Source organism: Geodermatophilus sp. SYSU D00742, assembly GCF_054049935.1.
This window is the reverse complement of the sequence record NZ_JBJGYJ010000015.1, coordinates 70,464-90,425: the sequence shown is the minus strand read 5'-3', so window position 1 is coordinate 90,425 and position 19,962 is coordinate 70,464. Positions and strand designations below refer to the sequence as shown.

Genomic DNA, 19,962 nt, shown 5'->3' with positions numbered 1-19,962 from the left:
CCCGGGGGGCGGCCACAGCACCGGGGAGCCGGACATGCACGTGCCCTTGACCACCCGTGACTTCCTGGACCGGGCCGAGCTCGTCTACGGCGACCGGATCGGCATCGTCGACGAGCCCAACCAGCCGGCGCCCTCGACCGGCGAGCTCACCTACCGCGAGGTGGCCCGGCGCGGGCGCGCCCTGCAGGCCGGGCTGGACGCGCTCGGGGTGGGCGAGGGGGAGCGGGTGGCGATCGTCAGCCACAACGCCGGTCGGCTGCTGGAGTGCCTGCTCGCCGTCCCGTCGTCGGGGCGGGTGGCGGTCCCGGTCAACTTCCGGCTGCAGCCGGAGGAGGTCAGCTACATCGTCGGCCACTGCGGCGCCCGGGTGCTGCTGGTCGACCCGGAGCTGGAGCCGGCCCTCAAGAGCGTGGAGGCCGAGCACAAGTTCACGACCGGTGAGGAGTACGAGCAGCTGCTCCGCTTCGACACCGAGCCGCGGCCGTGGTCGGAGCCGGACGAGGACGCCACCGCCACCATCAACTACACCAGCGGGACGACGGCCCGGCCCAAGGGCGTGCAGATGACCCACCGCAACGAGTGGGTCAACGCCGTCACCTTCGCCATGCACATGCAGATCAGCGACCGCGACGTCTACATGCACACCCTGCCGATGTTCCACTGCAACGGTTGGGGCCTGCCCTACTCCACGACGGGCCTGGGCGCCCGCCAGGTGGTGCTGCGCAAGGTCGACGGCCCGGAGATCCTGCGCCGGGTCGAGCAGCACGGCGTCACGCTCATGGCCGGTGCCCCGGCGGTCTGGAACGCCGTGCTCGACGCCGCCGCCGGGTGGGACGGCGAGATCCCCGGCCGGGACAGGGTGCGGATCATCGTCGCCGGCGCCCCGCCGCCCTCGCGCACCATCGCCCGCGTCGAGGCGGAGCTGGGCTGGGAGTTCAACCAGATCTACGGCCTCACCGAGACCGCCCCCCTGCTCACGATCAACCGCCCGCGCGAGGAGTACGACGGCCTGGCACCGGAGGAGCGGGCCAAGCTGCTGTCCCGGGCCGGGGTGCCGGCGCTGGGCACCCGGCTGGCCGTCAGCGAGTCCGGCGAGGTGCTGGCCCAGGGCAACACCGTCCTGGCCGGCTACTGGCAGAACCCCGACGCCTCCGCCGAGGCGCTGGAGGGCGGCTGGTTCCACACCGGGGACGGCGGCACGATCGACGAGGGCGGGTACCTCACGATCTCCGACCGCAAGAAGGACGTGATCATCACCGGTGGGGAGAACGTCTCCTCCATCGAGGTGGAGGACGCCGTCTTCAGCCACCCGGCGGTCGCGGAGGTCGCGGTCATCGGCGTCCCCGACGACAAGTGGGGCGAGATGGTGACGGCCATCGTCGTCCTCGCCGAGGGGCAGTCGGCGACGGCGGAGGAGATCATCGCCCACTGCCGGCAGCGGATCGCCACCTACAAGGCCCCCAAGCGGGTGGAGTTCGCCGACGAACTGGCCCGCACCGCCACCGGGAAGATCCAGAAGTTCAAGCTGCGCGAGGCCTTCTGGTCCACGTCCGACCGTCAGGTCAACTGACCCGGCATCACCCGGCCGGGTGAGGGCCCCCTCAACTCCCTCCCCGGTCGGGTCGATCCCGCACCAGGGAGCGCCCTCCGGGGCGCGTCGGCGCAGGGTCGAAGAGGGGTCGGTTCGTGGACAGCGCAGCACATACGGGACGGGGCCGGACGAGGGGCAGGGGCCCCCGCTGGCTCCGCGGCATCGGGACGGTCGCCGCCACGCTCGTGGTCGTCGGCCTCGCGCCGGGGACGGCGGCCGCCACCCCCGAGGACGACGCGGTCGCCGACGCGCGCAGCGAGCGTGACGCCGCCGCGGCGCGGGTGGGCGCGCTGAGCGCACAGCTCGCGCAGGCCGAGAACGCGGCCGCGGCGGCGTACCAGGCCGCCCAGATCGCGCTGCAGGAGTACGAGGAGTGCCGCGCGGCGCAGCAGGAGGCGCAGGCCGCGGCCGACGCCGCCGCTGCCGAGGCCGCCCGCGCCGAGGCCGAGCTGGCGCGTGGCCGCGCGCAGGTGGTCGCCTTCGCCCGGTCCAGCTACATGCAGGGCAGCACGGCCCCCGGCGCCGCGGCCCTGATGAGCGCCGCGGGCCCGGCGCAGCTGGTGGAGCGGGCGGCGCTGCTCGACGCCGCCGGCTCGCACCGCGTGGACGTCGTGGCGCAGCTGACCGTGCTGGAGGAGCAGGCCACCGTCGCCGAGGGCGCGGCCCAGCAGGCGGTGCAGGAGGCCACCGAGCTGGAGACCCGGGCGGGGGAGTCCCTGGCCGCCGCCCAGGAGCAGGAGGTCTCCGCCCGCGCCCAGGCCGCGACGCTGACCGAGCAGCGCGCCACGATGGAGGCCGAGCTCGCCGAGGCGCAGGAGACGCTCTACGGCGCCGAGGGTGCGCGGGACGCCGCCGCGGCCGCCGCGGCGGCGGAGGAGGCCTCGCGGTCGCGCCCGCCGGCCACCACGCCGTCCTCCACCGGCTCGTCCTCCGGCGGCTCCTCGTCGTCGGGGTCCTCGTCCTCGGGGTCCTCGTCCTCGGGTGGCTCGTCCTCGGGCGGCTCGTCGTCGGGTGGGTCGACCAGGCCCTCGAACAGCACCACGGCCGGGACGCCCACCGGGTCGGCCGTGCAGACCGCGATCGCGGCGGCGAAGTCGCAGCGCGGGCTGCCCTACAGCTGGGGTGGCGGCAACAGCCGTGGTCCCTCCCTCGGCATCCCGCCGGACACCACGATCTTCGGCTTCGACTGCTCGGGCCTGACCGAGTACGCCTACGCCCAGGCCGGCATCGCGATCGGCAGCACCAGTCGCGACCAGTACTGGCGCTTCCGCGACCGGACCGTGGCCGCGTCGGAGCTGCAGCCCGGTGACCTGGTGTTCTGGGCCACGGGGTCGGCCTACACCTCGATCTACCACGTGGCGCTCTACATCGGCGGCGGCCAGGTGATCCAGGCCCCGCAGAGCGGCGACGTCGTCCGCATCTCGTCGATGTGGTTCGGCTCGGACTACTACGGCGCCGTGCGCCCGACCGGCTGAGGGAGGAACCCCGGCGCTCGACGGCACCGAGGTTGGGGCCGGAGGGAGATGGGGCGTCGGGCAGCCACGGGGGGAGCTGCCCGACGCAGGATCGAGGCTAGCAGCCTGCCGGGCCCACGGGCAGGGGTGTGCACGCGCCACGCGCACCGTCGGCGTGGCGGTCCGACGGTGCCCGCGGCGCGCCCGCCGGAGGCGGACGGCGGACGCCCAGGAAGCGTCCAGCTCCGTGTAGGACACTGGCTCCGACGGGACGACCCCCAGCGAGGAGACCGCGTGACCAGCGCCGCCAGCACCCCTCTCGAGCAGCCCGCCGGCGCGACCGCCGCCGGTCAGCCGGTCCCGCCGTCGGCCGACGCGGCCCGCCTGGAGCGGGTGCTGTTCGAGATCAAGCGGGTCATCGTGGGCCAGGACCGGCTGGTCGAGCGGATGCTCGTCGCGGTGCTCGCCCGCGGTCACGTGCTCCTGGAAGGCGTGCCCGGCGTCGCCAAGACCCTGGCGGTGGAGACGCTGGCCACCGTCGTCGGCGGCACCTTCGCCCGCCTGCAGTTCACCCCCGACCTGGTGCCCGCGGACATCATCGGCACCCGCATCTACAAGGCCGGCCAGGACGCCTTCGACACCGAGCTCGGACCGGTGTTCGCCAACTTCGTCCTCACCGACGAGATCAACCGCGCCCCGGCCAAGGTGCAGTCGGCCCTGCTGGAGGTGATGGCCGAGAAGCAGGTCTCCATCGGCGGGGTCACCCACCCGCTGCCCGACCCCTTCCTGGTCCTGGCCACCCAGAACCCGATCGAGTCCGAGGGCGTCTACCCGCTCCCCGAGGCCCAGCGCGACCGCTTCCTCATGAAGGTGCTCGTCGACTACCCGAGCCCGGAGGAGGAGCGGGAGATCATCTACCGGATGGGGTCGACCCCGCCGGTGGCCGAGACCGTCCTCGGGCCCAGCGACCTCGTCCGGATGCAGCGCACCACCTCGCAGGTGTTCGTCCACCACGCACTGGTCGACTACGTCGTCCGCCTGGTGGTCGCCACCCGGGCGCCGCGCGAGCACGGCATGGACGACGTCGCCGCCTGGGTGTCCTACGGCGCCAGCCCGCGCGCCTCGCTGGGCCTCATCGCGGCCAGCCGGGCGCTGGCGCTGGTCCGCGGCCGGGACTACGTGCTCCCGCAGGACGTCCTCGACGTCACCGCCGACGTGCTCCGCCACCGGCTGGTGCTGTCCTACGACGCCCTGGCCGACGGCGTGCCCGCCGACCACGTCATCAAGCGGATCCTGCAGACGGTGCCCCTGCCGCAGGTGACCCCGCGGCAGCGGGCCGGCGGCTTCGGCCCGAGCGTGCCCGGTGGGCCGGCCGTGCCGCAGTTGGCCCCGCCGCAGGGGCAGCCGCAGTTCGCCCCGGGCCAGCCCGGGCCGCTGTTCGGCCCGCCCCAGGGACAGCCGGTGCCGCAGTTCGGCCCGGGCCCGGGCGGGGGCCCGGTCCAGGCCGGTCCGCAGGGCCAGGCCGGTCCGCACGCTGCGCCGGCTCCCCAGGGCCAGCCGGGCGGGGCGCCGCACGGCGAGCCCGGCCCCGCCGGGAACGGCTACGCACGCGGGTCCGCACCGGCGTGATCCTCCGTCGCCGCACGGCGGCCACCGCCGAGCCCGAGCCGTCCGGGCGCGCGCCCACCCCGGGCTCGGGCATCGACCCGGGTCCCGGCGACGGCGCGCCGCCGCACTTCGCCGAGGGCCCGGCCGACGTGCTGCTGCAGCGACTGGAGCTGACCATCCGGCGGCGGCTCGACGGGCTGCTGCAGGGAGACCACCTGGGGCTGGTCCCGGGATCGGGCAGCGAGGCCGGCGACTCCCGCACGTACCACCCGGGCGACGACGTGCGGCGGATGGACTGGCCGGTGACCGCGCGCACCCTGGTGCCGCACGTCCGCGAGACGATCGCCGACCGCGAGCTGGAGACCTGGGCGGTGGTGGACCTCTCCGCCAGCCTCGACTTCGGTACCGCCCGCTGCCAGAAGCGCGACCTCGCCATCGCCGGCCTGGCGGCGGTCAGCCACTTGACCGTCCGGGGCGGCAACCGCCTCGGCGCCGTCGTGACCACCGGGGAGCGGGTCGACCGCTACCCGGCGGCGTCCGGGCGGCTGGCCGCCGACCGGCTGCTGCGCGGCGTCGTCGCCACCCCGCGCGCGAGCGGCGGGCGCCGCGGTGACCTCGCCGCCGCCCTGGAGTCGCTGCGCCGGCCGCAGCGCCGTCGCGGCCTGGTGGTCGTCGTCTCGGACTTCCTCGGCGACAGCGACTGGGAGCGCCCGCTGCGCGGCCTGTCCGGGCGCCACGAGCTGCTCGCCATCGAGGTGGTCGACCCGCGGGAACTCGAGCTGCCCGACGTCGGCCTCCTCACCGTCGTCGACCCCGAGAGCGGGCAGACGCTGGAGGTGCCGACCGGCGACGCGGAGTTCCGCGTGCGGTTCGCGGCGGGCGCCGCCGCCCAGCGACGGGAGATCGCCGCGGCGCTGCGCCGGGCCGGCGCCGGGCACCTGCAACTGCGGACGGACCGGGACTGGCTGATGGACGTCGTCCGGTTCGTCGCCGACCGGCGGCGGGCGGGCTCCGGAGGTGCGTCGCGATGACGTCGTCGGTCCCGACCGCCCGCCGCGACCGCCGGCGTCCCGGCAGCGGAGGAGCCCCCCGATGACCTTCCAGGCCCCCCTGTGGCTGCTCGCCCTGGTCGCCGTCGTGGCGCTGGTGGCGCTGTACGTGGTGCTGCAGCTGCGCCGCAAGGCCTACGCGGCCCGGTTCACCAACGTCGCCCTGCTCGGCACGCTGGTGCCCAGGCGGCCGGGGTGGCGGCGGCACCTGGCCTTCGGGCTGGTCGCCCTGGGGATGGCCGCGCTGCTGGTCTCCCTCGCCGTCCCCTCGACCGAGGTCCGGGTGCCGCGGGAACGGGCGACGGTGGTCATGGCCGTCGACGTCTCGCTGTCGATGCAGGCCACCGACATCGAGCCCAGCCGGTTCGAGGCCATGCAGGTCGCGGCCAAGCAGTTCGTCGACGTCCTCCCGGCGCGGATCAACCTAGGGCTGGTCTCGTTCGCCGGGACGGCCACCACGCTGGTCACGCCCACGACCGACCGCGGGCAGGTGCGGGCCGCGATCGACAACCTGGACCTCGCGGAGTCGACCGCCATCGGCGAGGCCGTGTTCACGTCGTTGACCGCGATCCAGAACTACCAGGCAACACTGGACGCGGCGCAGGAGGACCTCCCGCCCGCCCGCGTCGTGCTGCTCTCCGACGGCTACAACACCGTCGGCCGCGACGACACCCAGGCGATCGACGCCGCCGTCGACGCCGGCATCCCGGTCTCCACCATCGCGTTCGGCACCGACTACGGCACCCTCGACCTCGACGGGGAGCGGGTCCCGGTGCCGGTGGACCGGGAGACCCTCGAGCGCATCGCCGACGAGACCGGCGGCAGCTACAGCGAGGCGGCCAGCGCCGCGGAGCTCGAGCAGGTCTACGAGGACCTCGGCAGCCAGATCGGCTACACCACCGAGCCCCGCGACGTCAGCTACTGGTTCGTCCGCGGCGGCGTGCTCGTCGCGCTGGTCGGCCTCGTCCTCAGCCTCCTCTGGACCAACCGCCTCGTCTAGCGGCCCGTCCAGCGCCCCGCCACGGGTCTGCCGGTGGTGGGGACGGGGTCTCCACTACCGCGCGGGGTCGAGGGAGAGCTTGCCGGTGGTGCGGCGGGCGAGCAGGTCCTGGTGCGCCTCGCGGACGGCGGTCAACGGGTAGCGGCCCCCGGCGACCGGCTGCAGCGCGCCCTCGGCCACCAGCGGCAGCAGCTCGGCCATGGCGTCGTCCATCATGTGCGGCCGGGTCATGCAGTGGGCCAGCCAGAAGCCGATGACCGCGCGGCTCCTCTGCATGAGCGAGCCCGGCGGGACGGCGCGGGTCTCCTGGCGGGAGGCCATGCCGTAGGTGACCAGCCGGCCGAAGGGGGCCAGCGCGGACAGCGAGCCGGCGAAGACGTTGCCGCCGGTCATCTCCAGGACGACGTCCACAGGGCTGCCGCCGTTGGCCTCGCGCAGCGCGGCGGTGAACGCCCGGGGGTCGTCGTCGGCCAGCGCCGGATCCACCGAGGCGTCGGCCCCCAGCTCCTCGGTGAGCGCCCGCTTCTCGGCGCTGGACGCGGTGGCGATGACCCGGCCGGCACCCCACCGCCGCGCCAGCTGGACGGCCAGCGAGCCGACCCCGCCGGCACCGGCGATGACGACGACGGTCTCCCCGGCGGCGAGGTGGGCGCTGGTGCGCAGCAGGTGCCAGGCGGTCGCGCCCTGCAGGACGACGGCCAGCGCCTGCTCGTCGGTGACGCCGTCGGGTACCGGCCACGTCAGGCGCGGGGAGGCGGCGACCCGCTCCGCGTAGCCGCCGCCGTCGAGCAGCCCGACCACCCGCGGCCCGCCGCCGGCCGGCGTCCCGACGAACTCCGCGCCCGGGACCAGCGGCAGCTGCTGCGGCGCCAGGTAGCTGTCCTCGATCTGGTGGGTGTCGGCGAAGTTAACTCCTGCGGCACTCACCTCGTAGAGCTGCTGGCCGTCGCCGGGGACGGGGTCGGGCAGGTCGACGACGTCGAGGACCTCGGGGCCGCCGAAGCGGGTGATCTGCACGGCACGCATGGACCGGAGGCTAGGCCTGACCGCCGAGGGACCGGACCGGGGACCGGTGGTCGCGACGGTCGGTGGCGACGAGCGGCCCGGGTCAGCCCATCGTCTTCTGGCCGTCGATCGCCTCCCGCAGGATGTCGGCGTGGCCGGCGTGCTGAGCGGTCTCCGCGATGATGTGCAGGAACACCCGCCGGGCCGACCAGCGGGCGCCCGGCTCGAACCACGGGGCCTCGGGCAGCGCGTGCTCGGCGTCCAGGTCGGGGAAGGAGGCGACGAGGTCGTCGGTGCGCCGGGCGATCTCCTCGTAGTCGGCCAGCACGCCTGCCAGCGTCTCCCCGGGGGCCAGGTGCCAGTGCCGGGTCGCGGCATCGGGGCCCCAGTTGCGGTGCATCGCCTCGGCGCCACCCTCGGCGAACCGGGCCCAGCCCGCCTCCGTGGCCGCCACGTGCTTGATCAGCCCGGCGAGGTCCAGCGCGCTGACGGTCGGCCGCCGCTGCGCCTGCTCGTCGGTCAGGTCGCGGACGGTGTACCGGAGGAAGGACCGGTGTCGCCGCAGCGACTCGATCAGGTCGGCCCGCTCGCGGGTGAGGGTGGTCGTACCGGTCATGGGAGCTCCTCCCGTCGTCCTCCGGTGGGTCGGTGCCGACGCTAGGGGCAGGGGGTGCCGGATGGGACCGGTGGCGGTGCCGGTACCCCGGTCAGCGGTCGGCGTCGTCGCCGGAGCGCTCCGTCGGCCCCCGGACCCCGGTCACCGGCGGGCCCCGTGCGGAGCGTCGGAGTCCTCCGGGACCCACTCGAGCAGGTCGCCGGGCTGGCAGCCGAGGACCCGGCACATGGCCTCGAGCGTGCTGAAGCGGACGGCCTTGGCCCGGCCGTTCTTCAGCACCGCCACGTTCGCCGGCGTGAGGCCGACCCGCTCGGCGAACTCGCCGACGCTCATCTTCCGCCTGGCCAGCTCGACGTCGATGCGGACGACGATGGGCATCAGATGACCGCTTCCATGTCGGTCCGCAGCGTCGTGGCCTGCCGCAGCAGCGCGCGCATCACCACCAGGAGCAGCCCGACCACGGCGCCGACCAGCAGCAGCACCAGGAGCAGCGCCGGCAGCGCGGGGTCGTCGCTGACCTCGTCGACGATGAAGTAGTACGCGCAGACGAACGCCCCGAGGAGCATCAGCCACCCCGCGGCGACCGCCCCGACGATCGCGTTCACCCACGGCAGGGAACCCGCGCTGAAGATGCGGTCGTGCGTGACCATGGTCAGCAACTGCCAGGTGGACACGATGACGACCTGGACGCACACCAGCCCCAGCACCGAGACCGTCGCCATCGTCCACCGCATGAAGGACTGCTCCAGCGAGGGCGCGGCGATGTCCGGCACCATCCCGGGCACGGCCCAGATCTGGGCAGCCAGCAAGGCCACGAACACCACTGCGAGCAGGACCCGGAGCGGGCCCACGGCCCGGTGCACCGTCGACATGACATCGACCCTCGGTCGGTGGCTATCGATCGTCAACAGGACGCACCGTGGTGGCCGACCATGACCGGACGGCCACGGCGCGCTCGTGCTGCCGCGGGGGAACACAAGGGACCTGTGCACCTCGCCCGATCGGTTCGACCCGGCCCGGCTCGTCGGCGGGCTCGGGGAGCCCGGGTGGGAGCAGGTCCGCTACGGCTTGACGGCCAGCACGGGGCGGGTGGCGTCGAGCAGGATGCGCTGCGCGGCGCTGCCCATGAGCAGCTTCCCGACCGGCGACCGGCGGCGCAGGCCGATCACGATGACCGAGGCGTCGGACTCGTCGGCCACCCGGAGCACCTCGTCGGCCAGGTCGCCGGCGTGGGGGGTCTGTCGCACCTCGAGGGCGACACCGGCGTCGGCGGCCCGGGCGGACAGCTGGTCGACCAGCTCGGGAGGTGCGACGTCGGCGCTGACCGGGGCGCCGCTGCGGGGGGTGTTGAGGACGAGGAGCCCCTCGCGGCGCCGACGGGCCTCCTCGAGCCCCGCGGTGAAGGCGGCCTCGCCCTCCGGGGTGGGCACGAATCCGGCGAGGACGGTCACACGAGCTCCTTGGTGTCACGCCGGGCGGGGGCCCGGCGGCGGGCGAGGGCGGTCCTGATGAGGGGGAGGAGCAGGACCACCAGGAAGAGGACCAGCAGGGTCCCGGAGATCGGCCGGGTGAAGAAGCCGGTCGGGTCGCCGCCGAACAGCAGCAGCGACCGGCGCAGCGACTCCTCGAGCAGTGAGCCGAGGACGAACGCCAGCACCAGCGGGCCGGGGTCGAAGCCGAGCTTCTTCATCAGGTAGCCGAGGGCGCCGAAGGCGATGACCAGCACGATGTCGAAGACGTTGTTGCGCACGGTGTAGACGCCGACCAGCGTGATGAGCACGGTGATCGGGGCGAGGACGGTGGCCCGCACGCGCAGGATGCGCACGAAGACGCCGACCAGCGGGATGCTCATGATCAGCAACAGGATGTTGCCGATGTACATGGAGTTGACCACGCCCCAGAACAGCTCCGGCTCCTCGCTGACCAGCTGCGGGCCGGGCGTCACGCCCTGGATGAGCAGGGCGCCGAAGATGACCGCCATGGTCGCGTTGGCCGGGATGCCCAGCGTCAGCAGCGGGATGAAGGACGAGGTCGCGGCGGCGTTGTTCGCCGTCTCGGGGGCGGCGACGCCCTCGACGGCGCCCTCGCCGAAGCGCTCCGGCGTCTTGGAGCGGCGCTTCTCCAGGGCGTAGGCCGCGAGGGAGGACAGCGTCGCGCCGCCGCCGGGGAGGATGCCGAGCAGGAAGCCGAGGACCGACCCGCGACCGATCGCACCGGAGGACTGCCGCAGGTCCTTCCGCGACGGCCACACGTTGGCGACCCTCGCCGGGGCCTGGACGGCGCGGTGCCGCTCCTCGAGGGCGTGCAGGATCTCGCCGAGACCGAACAGGCCCATCGCGATCGGCACGAAGTCCAGGCCGTCGGCGAGGTCGAGGCTGCCGAAGGTGAAGCGCTCGGCGCCGGTGAAGCCGTCCCGGCCGACGGTGGCCAGCAGCAGCCCGACGGCGGCGGCGATGACCGCCTTGAGCCGGTCGCCGCTGCTCACGGTCGACACCAGCAGGATGCCGAGCAGCGCCAGGGCGGTGTACTCCGGAGGGCCGAAGTCCAGGGCGAAACCGGCCACGACCGGGGCCACGATCGACAGGGCGACGATGGACACCGTCCCGCCGACGAAGGAGCCGATCGCGGCGATCCCGAGCGCGGTGCCGGCCTTGCCCTGCCGGGCCAGCGCGTGGCCGTCGAAGACGGTGACCACGGACGAGGCCTCACCGGGCAGCCGCAGCAGCACCGACGTGATCGTCCCGCCGTACTGGGCGCCGTAGAAGATGCCGGCCAGCATGATGATCGCGGTGACCGGCTCGATGCCGAACGTCAGCGGCAGCAGGATCGCGATGGTCGCCGCCGGGCCGAGGCCGGGCAGGACGCCGATCAGCATGCCGATGACGACGCCGATCAGGCAGTAGAGCAGGTTGGTGGGCTCGAGGACGACGGTGAAGCCGTCGAGCACGGGGGCGATGTCCATGCGGTTGTCCCCTAGAACAGGTGCGGGATCGGGACCGAGAGGGCCGCGACGAAGACCAGGTAGAAGCCGACGACGACGGCCAGGCTCGTGATGACCGACAGCCGCCAGCTCTCGTGCCCGAGGAAGCGCAGCCACACGAACATGAGCAGCAGGGCCGGGATCTCGAAGCCGATGACGCTGATCAGCGCGACGAAGACGAGCATCGAGGCCAGCCCGGCCACGACCAGCCAGCTGGCGCCGGTGAAGCGCTCGGCGTCGGCCGTGCGGCGGGCGAGGGGCAGCAGCGCGAGGCCGAGGACGACGAGGAGCCCGCCGATCAGCAGGGGCCACATCCCGGCGGCGGGGGTCGCCGCGCTGCCGACGTCCAGGGTCAGCGCTCCGGCGATCGTCGCGGCCCCGAGCGCCACCACCACCAGGGCGATGAGCACGTTGGCGACCGGGCCGGCCGGTGGGGGCCGGTCCGCGTCCTCGAGCTCGTGCAGGGCCTCTTCGAGCTCGTGCACCGTCTCGGTCACGCCGTGGTGCTCGGGACCGTGGCGCCCCGGGCCGGGGTGCCCGGGGGAGGGTGGACCCCCGGCGGCCGTCCGGCCGCCGGGAGCCGCCGGGGTACCGCCCTGGGGCGAGCTCACTGCCCGCCGCCGAGGTCGATCGAGTACTCCTCCACCAGGGACCGGTAGTTCTCCAGGTTCTCGGTCCACTGCTGCTGCAGCTCCTCGCCGCTGATCTCGTTCGGCGTGAGCAGCCGCTCCTCGTTGAAGGCCTGGTACTCCTCGCTGGCGAAGGCGGCCTGGAAGGCCTCCTCCAGCTGCGTGACGACCTCCTCGGGGGTGCCGTCCGGCGCCGCGATGGCCCGCGACTGCTGCACCGGCACGTCGTAGCCGGCCTCCACGGCGGTCGGGGTGTCCGGCAGGTACTGCGGGCGCTCCTCGGCGAAGGTCACGATCGGCACCAGCTCGCCGGCCTCGATCTGCGCCGCGGCCTCGCCCAGCTGCACCGAGCCGACGTCGACCTGACCGCCGAGCACCGCGGTCAGGGTGGGCGCGCCGCCGTCGAACGGGACGGCGGTGGCGTCGACGCCGGCCTGGGCGAGGAGCAGCTCCTGCGAGAGCTGGCTGCCGGTGCCCACTCCGGTCGTCCCGAAGGTGATCGGCCGGCCGGCGTTCACGATGTCGTCGACGCTGGTGAAGCCGGTCTGCGGGCTGGTGACGAGCACGTAGTCGTCCTGGGAGATGCCGGTGACGACCGTGTAGTCGTTGATGTCCACCGCTTCGTCCTCGCCGACGGCCAGCGGGGTGATGTAGGCCAGGCTGCCGACGAAGGTCATCAGCGTCTGACCATCGGGCTCGGCGCCGGCGAGCTCCTGGGCGGCCACCGCGCCGTTGGCGCCGGGCCGGTTCTCGACGGTGATCGGCACGCCGAGCTCCTCCGAGGCCTGGTCGGCCAGCGCCCGGGCGATGAGGTCGGTGCTGCCGCCGGCGTCCTGCCCGACCAGCAGGGTGATCGGGCCGTCGGGGAAGGACGCGGCGGCGTCCGCGCTGTCCCCGCCCCCGAGGTTGCCGCCGCAGGCGGCGAGCGAGAGGGCGGTCACGAGACCGAGCCCGGCGGTCAGGCCGCGGCGGTTCCGGGAGGTGCTGGTCATGTCGCGCTCCTGTGCGAGGGAAGGATCCCGGGTACACGGCTGTGAGCGCGGTCACCCGGAAGCGGTCGCGGCAGAGCGTAGGTAGGCCGCTCAATGCCTGTCCAAGTTCACTCGTGCATCGATTGATACCGTCAGAGCATGGCCTACACGCTGGAGCAGCTGCGGGGCTTCGTGGCCGTCGCCGACGAGCTGCACTTCGGCCGGGCGGCCGAGCGGCTGAGCATGACCCAGCCGCCGCTGAGCCGGCAGATCCAGAAACTGGAGCGCAGCGTGGGTGCCCAGTTGCTGGAACGGGACAACCGCCGGGTGGCCCTGACCGCCGCCGGTGCGGTGTTCCTCACCGAGGCCCGCCGGCTGCTCGCCCTGGCCGACGCCGCGCCCGAGATGGCCCGGCGGGTGTCCTCCGGCTCCAGCGGTCTGGTTCGGATCGGTTTCACCGCCGCCTCCACCTACGGCACGCTCGGCCGGCTGCTCAACGAGGTCGCCGGCGAACTGCCGGACGTCGACGTGGAGCTCGCCGAGATGGTCACCCGGGAGCAGGTCGGCGCCCTGCTCAACGAGGAGGTCGACCTGGGCCTGGCCCGGCCGCCCTTCGACGCCGAGACCTTCGGCTCCCGCCTGCTGCACCGCGAGGCGATGCTCGTCGCCGTCCCGGTCGGCCACCGGCTCACCGGGCTGGGCCGGCCCGTCGTCGCCGAGGACCTCCGTGGCGAGCCGGTCGTGATGCACTCGCCGACCAGGGCGCGGTACTTCTACGACCTCGTGGTCGGGCTGGTGCCGGTCGCGCACGAGAACGTCGTCCACACGGTGAGCCAGGTGCTCACGATGCTGTGGCTCGTGGCGGCCCGCCGGGGCGTCGCCTTCGTGCCCGAGTCGGCCAGCCGGCTGCACATCGACGGGGTCGCCTTCGTGCCCCTCGCGACGCCGGTGGCCGAGCCGGTCGAGCTGCACCTGCTGTGGATGCGGCAGTCGCGCAACCCCGCCCTGTGGCGGGTGCTGGACGTGCTCGGGCGGGCCTTCCCCACGTCCTGACGATGCGCTGTCGGCATCGGACGATGCGAAACAGCTCTTGGACAGGCATCATCAGTCGTTCCTACGGTGACGCCGACCACCTCCGGACCCGCCTCCCGCGGACGACTCCGGACCCGTCGGACCCGAGGACGACCCCGTGACCCTGCTGCCGCCCGCCGAGCTCGCCACCCGGTTGAAGTCCGGCCTGCTCTCCTTCCCGGTGACCCACTTCGACGCCGACCTGCAGTTCGACGAGCCGCGCTACCGCCAGCACCTGGCGTGGCAGGCCGGCTTCGACGTCGCCGGCCTGTTCGCGGCCGGTGGGACCGGGGAGGGCTTCTCCCTCACCAGCGCCGAGATCGACCGCGTCGTCCGTGTCGCGGTGGACGAGATCGGCGGCCGGGTGCCCGTGCTCGCCCCGGCGACCGGCGGCACCGCCGAGTCCGTGGCCCAGGCCCGCGCGGCGCAGGAGGCCGGGGCCGACGGCATCCTGCTCTTCCCGCCCTACCTCACCGAGGCCAGCCAGGCCGGCCTGGTGGAGCACATCAGCGCCGTGTGCCGGGCCACCGACCTCGGCGTGATCGTGTACAGCCGGGCCAACGCCGTCCTCCGGGACGTCACCGTCGCCGAGGTCGCCGACCGCAACCCGAACCTGATCGGGCTCAAGGACGGCATCGGCGACATCGAGCAGATGACCCGCACCTACGCCAAGGTGGGCGACCGGCTCATCTACGTCGGCGGCCTGCCCACGGCCGAGACGTTCGCGCTGCCGCTGCTGCAGCTGGGGGTCAGCACCTACTCCTCGGCGCTCTACAACTTCCTGCCGGAGTTCGCGCTGCGCTTCTACGCGGCCGTCCGCGCCCAGGACCGCGCGGCGGTCTACGGGATGCTCAACGACTTCGTCATCCCCTACGCCGACATCCGCGACCGGCGGAAGGGGTACGCGGTCTCCATCGTCAAGGCCGGTCTGACCGCCGTCGGGCGCGACGGCGGGCGCGTGCGGCCGCCGCTGACCGACCTCACCGAGACCGAGCTCGACGAGCTGACCGCGCTGGTCGGCAAGGTCTCCTGACCCACCACCCCGCACCCCTGGAGGACGGTATGACCCGCACGCCCACCGTCGCCCGCGTCGAGGTGGTCCCCGTCGCCGGGCACGACAGCATGCTGTTGAACCTCAGCGGCGCGCACGGCCCCTTCTTCACCCGCAACATCGCGATCGTCACCGACAGCGAGGGCCGGACCGGGGTGGGGGAGGTGCCCGGCGGGGAGGCGATCCGCCGCACCGTCGAGGACGCCGCCGAACTGCTCGCCGGCCAGCCCGTCGCCGCCCTCGGCCGGCTGCTGCGGGCGGTGTCGGCCACCTTCGCCGACCGGGACGCCGGCGGCCGTGGGCTGCAGACCTTCGACCTGCGGACGACCATCCACGCGGTCACCGCGCTGGAGTCGGCCCTCCTCGACCTGCTGGGCCAGCACCTCGGCGTCCCCGTGGCCGAGCTGCTCGGCGAGGGGCAGCAGCGCGACACCGTCCCGATGCTGGGCTACCTCTTCTACGTCGGCGACCGGCGGGCCACCGACCTGCCCTACCTCGCCGAGAGCGACCCGGCCGACGACTGGGAGCGGCTGCGCCGGGAACCGGCGCTGACGCCGGAGGCGGTCGTCGCGCTGGCCGAGGCGGCGCAGACCCGGTACGGGTTCAGCGACTTCAAGCTCAAGGGCGGCGTCCTGGCCGGCGAGCAGGAGGTCGCTGCCGTCCGGGCGCTGGCCCAGCGCTTCCCGGAGGCCCGCGTCACCCTCGACCCCAACGGCGGCTGGCTGCTGGCCGACGCCGTCGAGCTGTGCCGCGACCTGCACGGCGTGCTCGCCTACGCCGAGGACCCGGTCGGCGCCGAGGGCGGTTTCTCCGGCCGCGAGGTGATGTCGGAGTTCCGCCGGGCCACCGGCCTGCCGACGGCGACGAACATGGTCGCGACCGACTGGCGGCAGATGGCCCACGCCGTCCGGTCCAACGCGGTCGACATCCCGCTCGCCGACCCGCACTTCTGGACGATGCGCGGCTCGGTCCGCGTGGCCCAGCTGTGCTCCGACTTCGGCCTGACCTGGGGCTCGCACTCGAACAACCACTTCGACATCTCCCTGGCGATGTTCACCCAGGTCGGGGCGGCCGCCCCGGGGGCGATCACCGCCCTGGACACGCACTGGATCTGGCAGGACGGGCAGGCGCTGACCCGCAAGCCGCTGCTGATCCGCAACGGCGCCATCGAGGTGCCGACGGCGCCCGGACTCGGCGTCGAGCTGGACCGGGACGCCCTCGCCGCGGCCCACGAGCTCTACCTCGAGCACGGCCTCGGCGCCCGGGACGACGCGGTCGCCATGCAGTACCTCGTGCCCGGCTGGCAGTTCGACCCCAAGCGCCCCTGCCTGGTCCGCTGACCCCTCGGAGACCGCGATGACGACGACCGTGCCCGCGCCGTTCCACCCCACCGCCCCGGCGGTGCTCGACCGCATCGAGTCGGTGACCCTCTCCTCGGTCACCCTGCCGCTGCCCGCCCCCATCAGCGACGCCAAGGTCTTCACCGGCCGGCAGCGCCCCATGACCGAGGTCGCCTTCCTCTTCGCCGAGATCCGCACCGAGGGCGGGCACGAGGGCGTCGGCTTCAGCTACTCCAAGCGGGCCGGCGGCCCGGCCCAGTTCGCCCACGCCCGCGAGATCGCCCCCGACCTGATCGGCGAGGACCCCAGCGACATCGCCCGGCTGTGGACCAAGCTGGTCTGGGCCGGGGCGTCGGTGGGCCGCAGCGGCGCCTCGACGCAGGCGATCGCGGCGATCGACGTCGCGCTGTGGGACCTCAAGGCCAAGCGCGCCGGCCTGCCGCTGGCCAAGCTGCTCGGCGCGCACCGCGACTCGGTGCGCTGCTACAACACCTCCGGCGGCTTCCTGCACGAGTCGATCGACCAGGTCGAGGACAACGCCACCCGCACCCTGGAGTCCGGGGTCGGCGGCATCAAGATCAAGGTCGGCCTGCCCGACTCGGCCGAGGACCTGCGCCGGGTGCGCGCGGTCCGCGAGCACCTCGGCGACGGCGTCCCCCTCATGGTCGACGCCAACCAGCAGTGGGACCGACCCACCGCCATGCGGGTCAGCCGCCGGCTGGAGGAGTTCGACCTCGTCTGGATCGAGGAGCCCCTCGACGCCTACGACGCCGAGGGACACGCCCAGCTCGCCCGCACGCTGGACACCGCCATCGCCACCGGCGAGATGCTGACCAGCGTCGCCGAGCACGCCGAGCTCATCCGGCACGGCGCGGTGGACGTCATCCAGCCCGACGCCCCACGGATCGGCGGGATCACCCAGTTCCTGAAGCTGGCGACCCTGGCCGACGTCGCGAACCTGCAGCTGGCCCCGCACTTCGCGATGGAGATCCACGTCCACCTCGCGGCCGCCTACCCGCGCGAGCCGTGGGTGGAGCACTTCGACTGGCTGTACCCGCTGTTCGACGAGCGCCTGGAGACGCGGGACGGCCGCATGTACATCTCCGACCGGCCCGGCCTCGGCGTCACCCTCAGCGACCAGGCCCGCGCCTGGACCGTGGACCGCGTGCACGTCGCGACCGCCCGCTGACCCCGCACCACCTGGAGGAGAACCCCATGAGCGACGTCGTCAGCGTCGACCCCCGCACCGGCGAGACCGTCGAGGTCGTCGCGCAGGAGACCACTCCCGAGGAGGTGGACCGCCTCTGCACCATCGCGCTGGCCGCCGCGCCCGCCCTGGAGGAGCTGGGCCGGGCCGGCCGCGCCGCGCTGCTGCGTACCCTCGCCGACGCCCTGGAGGACCGGCGGGACGACGTCGTCGCCGTCGCCGACCGGGAGACCGCGCTGGGCCCGACCCGCCTGAACGGCGAGCTGACCCGCACCTGCTACCAGCTGCGGGTCTTCGCCGAGGTGCTGGACGAGGGCAGCTACCTCGAGGCCGCGATCGACACCGCCGGCGACACCCCGATGGGGCCGCGCCCGGACCTGCGCCGGATGCTCGTGCCGATCGGCCCGGTCGCGGTGTTCGGCGCGAGCAACTTCCCACTGGCGTTCTCGGTGCCCGGCGGGGACACCGCCTCCGCGCTGGCCGCCGGCTGCCCGGTCGTGGTCAAGGCCCACGGGTCCCACCCGGCGACGTCGCAGCTGGTGTTCGACGTCCTCACCGAGGCGGCCGGGAAGGCCGGGGCGCCCCACGGCACCCTCGGCATCGTCCACGGCCTGCGCGCCGGCGCCGACCTGGTGGCCCACCCGGCCATCCGCGCGGTCGGCTTCACCGGCTCGCTGGCCGGCGGGCAGGCGCTGCAGCGGATCATCGAGCAGCGCCCGGACCCCGTCCCCTTCTACGGCGAGCTCTCCAGCCTCAACCCGGTCGTCGTCACGCCGACGGCGGCCGCGGAGCGGGGCGGCCGGATCGGCGGCGAGCTGGTCGGCTCCTTCACCCTCGGCGGCGGGCAGTTCTGCACCAAGCCCGGCCTGGCCCTCGTGCCGGCCGGCCCCGACGGCGACGCCCTGGTCGACGCGATGGCCGAGGCGGTGCGCGGGGCGGCCGCCCCGGTGCTGCTCAACGAGGGCATCGCGGCGTCCTACGGCCGCATCTCCGACCGGCTGGCCGAGGCGCCCGGTGTCGAGGAGATCGCCCGGGGTGAGGCCCCCTCGGGGCAGGGCTTCCGCGCGGTGCCGCGGCTGCTCACCACGTCGGCCGCCGACCTCCCGCACGAGGTGACCGAGGAGTGCTTCGGCCCGGTGTCGGTCGTGGCCCGCTACGACGGCGAGGGCCAGCTGTTCGCCGCGCTCGACGCCATGCCCTCCTCGCTCACCGCCACCGTGCTGCGGGGCGAGGGCGAGACGGAGCTGCCGCTGGCGGTCTCCCAGCGGCTGCGGACCCGCGCCGGGCGGCTGGTCTACGACGCCTACCCGACCGGGGTCGCCGTCTCCTGGGCGCAGCACCACGGCGGCCCGTGGCCGTCCACCAACTCCCAGCACACCTCCGTGGGCACCACCGCGATCCGCCGGTTCCTGCGCCCGGTCACCTGGCAGGGGGCGCCGCAGGAGGTGCTGCCGGAGGAGCTCACCGACGGCTACCGCGGGATCCCACGACGCATCGACGGGGTGCTGGAGCTGCCCCGGTGACGGAGCCGCGGGCCGCGCTGGTCAGCTTCGAGCGCGGCCTGCGGGTCGACCCCGACCTGCCGATCGCGGCCCCGGCCCTCCGGGCGGCGGGGATGACCGTCGACCTGGTGCGGTGGGACGACGCGGCGGTCGACTGGTCCGCCTACGACCTGGCCGTCGTGCGCTCCTGCTGGGACTACGCCTGGCGCCGCGAGGAGTTCCTGACCTGGGCGTCCTCGGTGCCGCGGTTGCGCAACGACGCCGCGGTGCTGCGGTGGAACACCGACAAGTCCCACCTGCGCGACCTCGCCGCCGCAGGTCTGCCCGTCGTCCCGACCGTGTGGGACCCGACGGAGCCCATCGACCTGCCCGACGCCGCGGAGTGGGTGGTGAAGCCGTCGGTCTCCGCCGGCTCCCGGGACACCGCCCGGTGGGCCGATCCGACGGCGGCGCTCGCGCACGCCGCCGAGCTCCGCGCAGCCGGGCGGACGGCGATGCTGCAGCCCTACCTGCCCAGCGTCGACGAGGCGGGGGAGACCGCCGTGCTGTTCCTCGGCGGCCGGTTCTCCCACGCCGTCCGCAAGGCGGCGTTGCTGCAGCCCGGAGAGGGGGTGCGGCAGGACCGCGACAGCCGCGGGGACCTGCTCGCCGTCGAGGCGACGCCTGCGCAGCGGGAGGTCGCCCAGGCGGTGCTCGACGCCGTGCCCGGGCTCGTCCCGGGATCGGCCGCCCCGCTGTACGCGCGCATCGACCTCGTGGCGGACGCCGCCGGCCGCCCGGTGGTGCTCGAGCTGGAGCTGACCGAGCCGAGCCTGTTCCTGCCGCAGGCCCCCGCGGCCGCGGTCGACCAGCTCGTCCAGGCGGTGCGGGCCGAGCTGCCGTGAGCCG

Annotated in this window: 19 protein-coding genes; 11 read left to right on the top strand and 8 right to left on the bottom strand. The window is 74.3% G+C overall.

Translation table 11 applies throughout. The features are described 5' to 3' along the window. The first annotated feature begins 34 nt into the window (after positions 1–34). The 5 genes from ACI78V_RS12620 (at position 35) to ACI78V_RS12600 (ending at position 6,702) form a co-directional block, all read left to right on the top strand. On the top strand, positions 35–1,570 hold the full coding sequence (locus ACI78V_RS12620; protein ID WP_456851251.1) for a long-chain-fatty-acid--CoA ligase: 1,536 nt from the start codon (positions 35–37) through the stop codon (positions 1,568–1,570). A gap of 116 nt (positions 1,571–1,686) precedes the next feature. Then, positions 1,687–3,066: an NlpC/P60 family protein gene (locus ACI78V_RS12615; RefSeq protein ID WP_456851250.1), complete on the top strand. Its 1,380-nt coding sequence runs from the start codon at positions 1,687–1,689 to the stop codon at positions 3,064–3,066. A 273-nt stretch (positions 3,067–3,339) separates the two neighbouring features. Beyond that, on the top strand, positions 3,340–4,674 hold the full coding sequence (locus ACI78V_RS12610) for an AAA family ATPase (RefSeq protein WP_456851249.1): 1,335 nt from the start codon (positions 3,340–3,342) through the stop codon (positions 4,672–4,674). After that, complete coding sequence (locus ACI78V_RS12605; RefSeq protein ID WP_456851248.1) at positions 4,671–5,684, top strand: DUF58 domain-containing protein; 1,014 nt, start codon at positions 4,671–4,673, stop codon at positions 5,682–5,684. The genes ACI78V_RS12610 and ACI78V_RS12605 overlap by 4 nt, the downstream gene beginning before the upstream one ends. Positions 5,685–5,745: 61 nt before the next feature. After that, complete coding sequence (locus tag ACI78V_RS12600; RefSeq protein WP_456851247.1) at positions 5,746–6,702, top strand: VWA domain-containing protein; 957 nt, start codon at positions 5,746–5,748, stop codon at positions 6,700–6,702. Positions 6,703–6,756: 54 nt separating this feature from the next. Here ACI78V_RS12600 and ACI78V_RS12595 read toward each other — a convergent pair whose 3' ends face one another. The 8 genes from ACI78V_RS12595 to ACI78V_RS12560 form a co-directional block, all read right to left on the bottom strand. Continuing rightward, on the bottom strand, positions 6,757–7,728 hold the full coding sequence (locus ACI78V_RS12595; RefSeq protein ID WP_456851246.1) for a quinone oxidoreductase family protein: 972 nt from the start codon (positions 7,726–7,728) through the stop codon (positions 6,757–6,759). Between the two features lie 82 nt (positions 7,729–7,810). After that, positions 7,811–8,323 (bottom strand): DinB family protein, encoded by a 513-nt coding sequence (locus ACI78V_RS12590; protein ID WP_456851245.1) that lies wholly within the window; start codon positions 8,321–8,323, stop codon positions 7,811–7,813. Positions 8,324–8,464: 141 nt separating this feature from the next. Then, complete coding sequence (locus ACI78V_RS12585; protein ID WP_456851244.1) at positions 8,465–8,701, bottom strand: helix-turn-helix domain-containing protein; 237 nt, start codon at positions 8,699–8,701, stop codon at positions 8,465–8,467. Then, a complete protein-coding gene (locus ACI78V_RS12580) occupies positions 8,701–9,195 on the bottom strand; it encodes a DUF2975 domain-containing protein (protein ID WP_456851243.1) in 495 nt (164 codons plus the stop codon). The genes ACI78V_RS12585 and ACI78V_RS12580 overlap by 1 nt, the downstream gene beginning before the upstream one ends. Positions 9,196–9,384: 189 nt before the next feature. Then, positions 9,385–9,774 carry a universal stress protein gene (locus ACI78V_RS12575; protein ID WP_456851242.1) on the bottom strand — a complete coding sequence of 130 codons (390 nt, stop codon included), beginning with the start codon at positions 9,772–9,774 and terminating at the stop codon, positions 9,385–9,387. Next, the gene (locus ACI78V_RS12570) at positions 9,771–11,285 is read right to left on the bottom strand and encodes a tripartite tricarboxylate transporter permease (RefSeq protein ID WP_456851241.1); all 1,515 of its coding nucleotides are present in this window, start codon (positions 11,283–11,285) and stop codon (positions 9,771–9,773) included. Before ACI78V_RS12570 ends, ACI78V_RS12575 begins: the two co-directional genes overlap by 4 nt. An 11-nt stretch (positions 11,286–11,296) precedes the next feature. Beyond that, a complete protein-coding gene (locus ACI78V_RS12565) occupies positions 11,297–11,800 on the bottom strand; it encodes a tripartite tricarboxylate transporter TctB family protein (RefSeq protein ID WP_456851240.1) in 504 nt (167 codons plus the stop codon). Between the two features lie 110 nt (positions 11,801–11,910). After that, positions 11,911–12,924 carry a tripartite tricarboxylate transporter substrate binding protein gene (locus tag ACI78V_RS12560; protein ID WP_456851239.1) on the bottom strand — a complete coding sequence of 338 codons (1,014 nt, stop codon included), beginning with the start codon at positions 12,922–12,924 and terminating at the stop codon, positions 11,911–11,913. Positions 12,925–13,062: 138 nt separating this feature from the next. On the opposite strand from ACI78V_RS12560, the gene ACI78V_RS12555 reads away from it, so the two are divergent. The 6 genes from ACI78V_RS12555 (at position 13,063) to ACI78V_RS12530 (ending at position 19,958) form a co-directional block, all read left to right on the top strand. Then, positions 13,063–13,956 carry a LysR substrate-binding domain-containing protein gene (locus tag ACI78V_RS12555; RefSeq protein WP_456851238.1) on the top strand — a complete coding sequence of 298 codons (894 nt, stop codon included), beginning with the start codon at positions 13,063–13,065 and terminating at the stop codon, positions 13,954–13,956. 136 nt (positions 13,957–14,092) lie between these two features. Continuing rightward, positions 14,093–15,007, top strand: a complete 915-nt coding sequence (gene kdgD, locus ACI78V_RS12550; RefSeq protein WP_456851237.1) for a 5-dehydro-4-deoxyglucarate dehydratase — start codon at positions 14,093–14,095, stop codon at positions 15,005–15,007. Between the two features lie 29 nt (positions 15,008–15,036). Beyond that, positions 15,037–16,365 carry an enolase C-terminal domain-like protein gene (locus ACI78V_RS12545; RefSeq protein ID WP_456851236.1) on the top strand — a complete coding sequence of 443 codons (1,329 nt, stop codon included), beginning with the start codon at positions 15,037–15,039 and terminating at the stop codon, positions 16,363–16,365. 16 nt (positions 16,366–16,381) lie between these two features. After that, a complete protein-coding gene (locus ACI78V_RS12540; RefSeq protein WP_456851235.1) occupies positions 16,382–17,554 on the top strand; it encodes an L-talarate/galactarate dehydratase in 1,173 nt (390 codons plus the stop codon). Positions 17,555–17,580: 26 nt separating this feature from the next. Then, positions 17,581–19,095, top strand: a complete 1,515-nt coding sequence (locus ACI78V_RS12535) for an aldehyde dehydrogenase (NADP(+)) (RefSeq protein ID WP_456851234.1) — start codon at positions 17,581–17,583, stop codon at positions 19,093–19,095. Next, positions 19,092–19,958 carry an ATP-grasp domain-containing protein gene (locus ACI78V_RS12530; protein ID WP_456851233.1) on the top strand — a complete coding sequence of 289 codons (867 nt, stop codon included), beginning with the start codon at positions 19,092–19,094 and terminating at the stop codon, positions 19,956–19,958. The genes ACI78V_RS12535 and ACI78V_RS12530 overlap by 4 nt, the downstream gene beginning before the upstream one ends. Positions 19,959–19,962 lie beyond the last annotated feature (4 nt).

Coding starts and splice junctions, on each gene's coding strand:
- ACI78V_RS12620 (WP_456851251.1), top strand. CDS start 35: ATGCACGTGCCCTTGACCACCCGTGACTTCCTGGACCGGGCCGAGCTC.
- ACI78V_RS12600 (WP_456851247.1), top strand. CDS start 5,746: ATGACCTTCCAGGCCCCCCTGTGGCTGCTCGCCCTGGTCGCCGTCGTG.
- ACI78V_RS12595 (WP_456851246.1), bottom strand. CDS start 7,728: ATGCGTGCCGTGCAGATCACCCGCTTCGGCGGCCCCGAGGTCCTCGAC.
- ACI78V_RS12590 (WP_456851245.1), bottom strand. CDS start 8,323: ATGACCGGTACGACCACCCTCACCCGCGAGCGGGCCGACCTGATCGAG.
- ACI78V_RS12585 (WP_456851244.1), bottom strand. CDS start 8,701: ATGCCCATCGTCGTCCGCATCGACGTCGAGCTGGCCAGGCGGAAGATG.
- ACI78V_RS12580 (WP_456851243.1), bottom strand. CDS start 9,195: ATGTCGACGGTGCACCGGGCCGTGGGCCCGCTCCGGGTCCTGCTCGCA.
- ACI78V_RS12570 (WP_456851241.1), bottom strand. CDS start 11,285: ATGGACATCGCCCCCGTGCTCGACGGCTTCACCGTCGTCCTCGAGCCC.
- ACI78V_RS12560 (WP_456851239.1), bottom strand. CDS start 12,924: ATGACCAGCACCTCCCGGAACCGCCGCGGCCTGACCGCCGGGCTCGGT.
- ACI78V_RS12555 (WP_456851238.1), top strand. CDS start 13,063: ATGGCCTACACGCTGGAGCAGCTGCGGGGCTTCGTGGCCGTCGCCGAC.
- ACI78V_RS12545 (WP_456851236.1), top strand. CDS start 15,037: ATGACCCGCACGCCCACCGTCGCCCGCGTCGAGGTGGTCCCCGTCGCC.
- ACI78V_RS12540 (WP_456851235.1), top strand. CDS start 16,382: ATGACGACGACCGTGCCCGCGCCGTTCCACCCCACCGCCCCGGCGGTG.
- ACI78V_RS12535 (WP_456851234.1), top strand. CDS start 17,581: ATGAGCGACGTCGTCAGCGTCGACCCCCGCACCGGCGAGACCGTCGAG.